The 6,079-nt window shown below is 55.5% G+C and carries 6 protein-coding genes; 4 read left to right on the forward strand and 2 right to left on the reverse strand.

Annotated features, from left to right (window positions below; genetic code table 11):
* Together pstC and Q0J81_RS09960 are read right to left on the reverse strand one after the other, a co-directional pair.
* Window positions 1-739, reverse strand: a 739-nt coding sequence (gene pstC / locus Q0J81_RS09955) for a phosphate ABC transporter permease subunit PstC (RefSeq protein ID WP_294447554.1), incomplete at its 3' end; no start/stop codon positions are given.
* Between the two features lie 175 nt (window positions 740-914).
* Window positions 915-1,733: a phosphate ABC transporter substrate-binding protein gene (locus Q0J81_RS09960; protein WP_294447557.1), complete on the reverse strand. Its 819-nt coding sequence runs from the start codon at window positions 1,731-1,733 to the stop codon at window positions 915-917.
* A gap of 202 nt (window positions 1,734-1,935) precedes the next feature.
* Between Q0J81_RS09960 and Q0J81_RS09965 the strand changes: the two genes are divergently transcribed.
* The 4 genes from Q0J81_RS09965 to phoU all read left to right on the forward strand — a co-directional run bounded on the left by Q0J81_RS09965 (window position 1,936) and on the right by phoU (window position 6,053).
* A complete protein-coding gene (locus Q0J81_RS09965) occupies window positions 1,936-2,625 on the forward strand; it encodes a response regulator transcription factor (protein WP_294447559.1) in 690 nt (229 codons plus the stop codon).
* 2 nt (window positions 2,626-2,627) lie between these two features.
* On the forward strand, window positions 2,628-4,403 hold the full coding sequence (locus Q0J81_RS09970; protein WP_294447560.1) for an ATP-binding protein: 1,776 nt from the start codon (window positions 2,628-2,630) through the stop codon (window positions 4,401-4,403).
* Between the two features lie 35 nt (window positions 4,404-4,438).
* Window positions 4,439-5,197, forward strand: coding sequence for a phosphate ABC transporter ATP-binding protein PstB (gene pstB, locus Q0J81_RS09975; protein ID WP_294447561.1), 759 nt, complete (start codon window positions 4,439-4,441; stop codon window positions 5,195-5,197).
* Window positions 5,198-5,369: 172 nt separating this feature from the next.
* A complete protein-coding gene (phoU, locus tag Q0J81_RS09980; protein WP_294447565.1) occupies window positions 5,370-6,053 on the forward strand; it encodes a phosphate signaling complex protein PhoU in 684 nt (227 codons plus the stop codon).
* Window positions 6,054-6,079: the final 26 nt, after the last annotated feature.

The following is a 6,079-nucleotide window of genomic DNA, read 5'->3' on the forward strand; positions in this document are numbered from 1 at the left end:
CCGCCGCGATGGAGGCGGGCATGGGGCGCACCGGATCGAGCAGGGATTCCGGCAGCATGGCCGCGCCGCCCGCGAACATGAGCACGACCATGGTTTCGCCTATGGAGCGTGACATGCCGAGCATGACGGCCGTGCCTATGCCGGAACTTGCCGCCGGAAGAACGACGCGGGTCAGAGTTTCCCACTTTGTGGCACCAAGGGAAAGGGAAGCTTCACGCAGATCTCTGGGAACGGAATATATGGCGTCCTCTGCGACGGAGCAGATGATGGGAACGCTCATGAAGGCCAGCATGAGACCGGCATTGAGCAGATTGAGTCCCGTGGAAGCTCCGAGGTAGTCCTGGAGAAAGGGGGCGACTACGACCATGCCGAAGAATCCTATGACCACCGAAGGAAGGGCCGCCAGAAGTTCGACGAAGGGCTTGACGATTCGTCTCATGCCGGGCTTTGCCACTTCGGAAAGATAAATGGCGGTAGCCACGCCGAGCGGTACGGCAATGACGGTGGCGAGCGCCATGACCGTGAGTGAGCCCACGATGAGCGGCAGAATGCCGAACTCCATGGGATCGTCGGTAGGATACCAGTTCAGGCCGAACAGAAAGTCGGTGAGCGGATAGTCCTTGAAGAAGGGGAGGCCGTCCAGCAACAAAAAGAGAACTATGCCTGCCATGGAGAGAATGGAAAGCGTGGATATGCCGGCCAGCAGCCATTCTGTGAATCGTTCCTTACGTGTTTTCATGCCGAGTCCGTTGGATACAAAAAAGTGGGGGAAAGTCCCCCCGGTGGGTCGGCTCCGGGAAGCGTCCGCCGAAATTTCAGCCTTCGGCGGAGCTTCTGGGGAGCCTGATCTCGTAACGGCGTTTCAGGCGCGGATGGGGCGATTTCATCCGTCCCGGATCCGCAGAAGAAAACGTCTACTTGGAGAGCGGAATGTAGCCGGCCTTCAGCACATCCTGCTGACCAAGCTGGGGATCAAGCATGAAATCCATGAACTTGGCAGTGTTGCCGGCAGGCTTGCCGTTGGTGAAGAGGTAAAGGTCACGGGAGAGGGGCCATTTCTTGGCAAGGGCGGTTTCGGCAGTGGCCTGAATGCCGCTGATGGAGAGCCCCTTGACGTTGTCATTCAGATACCCCATACCGATATAACCGATGGCGTTGGGATTGGTGGCCACGTTCTGGGCAACGCCGCCGTTGCTGGCCTGGGTGAGAGCCTTGGGCATGACCTTGACATCTTTCATGACCAGTTCCTTCCAGCATTCGTAGGTGCCGGAGGAGTTGTCACGGTTGACGACCACGATGGTGTTGTCGCTGCCGCCCACTTCCTTCCAGTTGGTGATCTTGCCGGAGAAGATGTCACGGAGCTGATCGATGGAGAGGTCTTTCACGGGGTTCTTGGTGTTCACGATGGGAACGAGGGCGTCCACGGCAATGATGGTGCGGGTCAGTTCCATTTTTTTGCTGGCGGCCAGCTTGGTTTCGCTGGACTTCACGTCACGGGAGGACATGGCCACGTCCGTGATGCCGTCAAGCAGGGACTTGATGCCGGTACCGGAACCGCCGCCGGAAAGCACGATGGAAATGTCGGGATAGCTCGCCATGAAGTGCTCGGAAGCCTTCTGAATGATAGGCAGCACGGTGGTGGAACCGTTGATGGTGACGGATTCGGCGGCAGCAGCCGGGGAAACGGCACAGAGCGTGAAGAGAACGCTCATAAGAATGTTTTTGATCTTCATGGATCAGACTCCTTGTTTTGTCCGGCGGTTCATTCCGTTCGGACAGGTTGGAACTTAGAAGGGGATTGTTGCGGCAATATATCCCGGATATTAACTTTTTGTTTCATCTCAACAACGCGGCAATTCACGATATTTTTATCGGAATGTAACATTGGCTTCATACAGGAAAGCTACATACATCTGAAACCGAAAGGGGAAAGTTGTGGATAACAAACAGCCTGTCATACTTGTGGTAGAAGATGACGACGACATTCGGGAACTGGTGGCCTTTTCTCTGGAGGAGGAAGGTTATCATGTGGAGCAGGCTGCCGACGGCCTGCGCGGTCAGGAAATGGCCGAAACCATAAAACCCGATCTCATCATTCTGGATCTCATGCTGCCCGGAAGGGACGGTCTTTCCGTCTGCCGGGAGCTTAACAGGCACGCCGCAGAAAGTATGCCGTGTCCTGTTCTCATGCTGACGGCCCGGGGTGAGGAGATGGACCGCATCATAGGCTTCGAGTACGGAGCCGACGACTATGTGGTAAAGCCTTTTAACATTCGTGAACTCATGCTGCGGGTTCGCGCCATTCTGCGACGTCGCAGCATGGATACCGGCAAACGTGTCATTACAAGGCACGGTGTCAGTCTCGATCAGCAGGGACGCCGGGTGTCCATTGATGGACGTACGCTGGAGCTTACGGCGCTTGAGTATCGCATCTTTGAGGACTTTTTCCTTAATGCGGGGCGCATTCGCACGCGCGAGGAACTGCTGTCTTCCGTGTGGGGATATCAGTTTGAAGGATATGAACGTACGGTCGACGTGCACATAGCTCGCCTGCGCCGGAAGCTGGGAGATGCTGCCCAGTATCTGGAAACGGTACGAGGCATGGGCTATCGCTATAAGGAATAGTCATGAAAAACACTACCTTTTCCATCAAGATCTTTTTCTGTTTTTGCGTTGTCATTCTGTTTTCCGTACTTGTGCCGTGCGGGTATTTTCTCCACAGCATCAAGCAGGAGAGCATAGACCTTACGTGCGAGGAAGCTTTCCGGGAAGTCGCCTTTGTCCGCACCTACATTATGGAAGAGGTAGAGAAGGGTGAGTTCAGAGAGCGTGAGGTGCTGCCGGATACGCTGAAGAATTTTTATTCGGGCGGCAAGCATCGCGTGACCCTCATTGATGCTGAGGGCACGGTGCTTTATGATTCCTTTGCAAAAAACGTCTCCGAGCTGGAGAATCACCGTTATCATGAGGAAGTGGCCATGGCGTTCGCCGATGGCGAGGGCTCCAGCGTGCGCTACAGCTCCAGTCTCGGCACTTCCTTTGTTTATGCGGCAAAGCGTGTCAGCATTCCCGGAACTCCCATAAGCATTATTCGCGTTGCCGCACCGCTTTCTCACGTGGAGAATCATGCATCCAACAGAAGCCGGGCGCTCATGGCGGGCGCCGTGGCGGCGCTGGTGTTTGCCATTGCCTTCGCGGCATTCATGTCCATGCGCTTCCGGCGCTCTCTGCAGCTTATGATTTCTTCTGTGGAGAATCTGGCGACTCCTGGCAGCCGCAGCGGTCGCATAAGTCTGCGCACTCTTCCCGGCGATGAGTTTGCCCCCCTGGCGTCGGCTGTCAATTCCATGGCGCAGCGCATGGAACTGCAGGTCAATCATATTCTTGCCCAGAAGGCTCAGCTTGATGCCGTGCTCAACAGCATAGCCGAAGGTGTGCTCGTAGTGGATCATGACGGTTGCATACGCAGTGTGAACGCCACGCTTGTACGTCTTTTCCCTCGAGCCGCACATGCCGAAGGAATGCAGCCTGTGGAGGTCATTCCTTCACCGGATCTTCAGAAGGGCATAGAGTCTCTGAAGCATGACGTTCCGGAAAAGCCGGTGCAGTTTGAAATGGATAATATGTCCGGCCGCAAGCTGCAGGTGCTCATCTGTCCTATTGTGGGGGAAAGCAAGCTGCTCATGGCCGTGGCGGTGTTCCATGACATTACGGAAATGTCCGTACTCATGGAGATGCGCAGAGATTTTGTGGCCAACGTTTCACATGAGCTGCGCACACCCCTTACTGCCATCATGGGCTATGCCGAAAGTCTGAAACGCTATGTTTCCGAGCCGAGGGCCCTTCACTTCCTTGAGGTCATAGACCGTAACTCACAGTATATGGCCACCATGGTCAAGGATCTTCTCCAGCTCTCCAGCATAGAAAACGGCGCCATTCCCATGGACATCAAACCTATGCCTGCCTCCATGGCCATACGGGGTGGAATGGATTTGTGCCGAACCTCGGCGGAAGCCAAGAAACTTGAATTCTGTGAGAAGCTTACCGTCGGGGACTTCTCCATCAAGGCCGACGCCGAGTATCTGACGAGAGTCATACGCAATCTGCTGGAAAACGCCTGCCGCTATGCGCCGGAAGGCTCTCAGATTGTCATTTCTGCCGAGCCGGACAAGGAAAGCGGTATGGCCGTCTTCCGCGTGGCGGACAGCGGCCCCGGCATTCCGCCGGAGCTCCGTGTCCGTGTATTCGAACGCTTCTACAGAGTGGAAAAGCACAGAGGCGGTCAGATTTCGACTGGGCTGGGACTTGCCATCTGCAAGCACATCGTGGAACGACACGGAGGCTGCATTTCCATTGAAGACGGTCCCGGCTGCATAGTCCGATTCACTGTTCCCCTTGCCTGAACCTTTTCTTATGTCTCTTTTCAAGGAGATTTCCCATGCAGAACATAAAAATGGAGACCGTGTCGCTGAACTTCTTTTACGGAGCGAAGCAGGCGCTGAAGAATATCAGTCTCCAGTTTCCCGAAAAACGGGTAACGGCTCTTATCGGTCCTTCCGGCTGCGGCAAGAGTACCTATCTTCGCTGTTTGAACCGCATGAACGATCTTGTGGCGGGCAGCAGGGCGGAAGGCAGCATTTTGCTGGACGGACAGGACATCAACGTGCGCGACTGCGACGTGGTTTCCCTGAGGCGCAGGGTGGGCATGGTGTTTCAGCGGCCCACGTCCTTCCCCAAGAGTATTTTTGAAAACGTGGCCTACGGACTGCGCGTCAACGGTGAGAAGTCCGAATCCGTCATTGCGGCCAAGGTCGAGGAAAGCCTGAAGCGCGCCGCGCTCTGGAACGAAGTGAAGGACAGATTGTCCGACTCCGCACTGGCCCTGTCCGGCGGTCAGCAGCAGCGCCTGTGCATTGCCCGCGCTCTTGCCGTGGAACCGGAAATTCTGCTCATGGACGAGCCTACCTCGGCACTCGATCCCATTGCCACCCAGCAGATAGAAGAAGGCATAGGGCAGCTCCGGGATCAGCTTACCGTCATCATCGTTACGCACAACATGCAGCAGGCAGCCCGCGTTTCTGACTATACGGCGTTCTTCTACATGGGTGATCTCATAGAAACCGATGAAACCGACGTCATATTCACGCGTCCCAAGCTGAAGCAGACGGAAGATTACATTACGGGAAGATTCGGCTAGTCTGTGTTTTCGGCGTGTGGTTTTGGACTGATGGGCCTGAACTGCACATCTGACGGATGATTATTGCAGACAACAGAAGCGGCGGATTTGTCCGTCATACTTTTCGCACGAAACCTGAACGTGCGGCGGAACATGCCGCATGGCGGAGCCATGCGCCAAACAGAGGTTGATCATGAAGGATCAGATGTACGGATCGTCCGTACTTCGTGGACTGAGGACCGAGCTGCTCACTATGGGCAGCCTTGTGCAGATGGCCTACAGCAAGGCCCGTACCGCCGTGCTGCTCCGTGACACCAAGGTGGCTGCAGAGGTGGTGAGCGGAGACGACGTCATTGATGAAATGGAGCTCGAGCTTGACGAGAAATGCACCAGCGTGATTGCCAGAACGCAGCCTGTAGCCAAGGATCTGCGCTTCATACTCACAGCCGTGCGCATGGTGCTCGACCTTGAGCGCATTGCCGACGAGGCCGTAACCATAGGTCGTCAGGTCAGCTATCTTCCGGAGGCGCTCCCTTCGGAACTTGAACATGAGCTTGCCCGTTACATGCAGCTTGCCTTCGACATGCTTGATACGTCGCTCGGTTCTTTCCGCAATGAGGATGTGAATCAGGGCATGACGGTATTTCAGAGTACGGACGAGAGTGTGCGTCTTCTGCTCTCCATCTATGAAAAGCTCATGAATGCCGTGCGACAAAATCAGGTGGATCCGGGAGTGGCAGTTCCTCTTATTCTTATCGTGCGTTCCATAGACCGCATCTGCCGCCGTTCCGAAAACGTGGTGGAACATTTGTGCTTCATGTGCGACGGCATTACCGTCAAGCACAGGGTGAAGCTGTCCGGCAATGCCGGAAACTAAAAGAACAAGGGATGCGAAAAGCCCCC

Origin of the sequence: uncultured Mailhella sp., from assembly GCF_944324575.1 — a bacterium.
GTDB lineage: Bacteria > Desulfobacterota > Desulfovibrionia > Desulfovibrionales > Desulfovibrionaceae > Mailhella.

Coding starts and splice junctions, on each gene's coding strand:
- phoU (WP_294447565.1), top strand. CDS start 5,370: ATGAAGGATCAGATGTACGGATCGTCCGTACTTCGTGGACTGAGGACC.
- Q0J81_RS09970 (WP_294447560.1), top strand. CDS start 2,628: ATGAAAAACACTACCTTTTCCATCAAGATCTTTTTCTGTTTTTGCGTT.
- pstB (WP_294447561.1), top strand. CDS start 4,439: ATGCAGAACATAAAAATGGAGACCGTGTCGCTGAACTTCTTTTACGGA.
- Q0J81_RS09960 (WP_294447557.1), bottom strand. CDS start 1,733: ATGAAGATCAAAAACATTCTTATGAGCGTTCTCTTCACGCTCTGTGCC.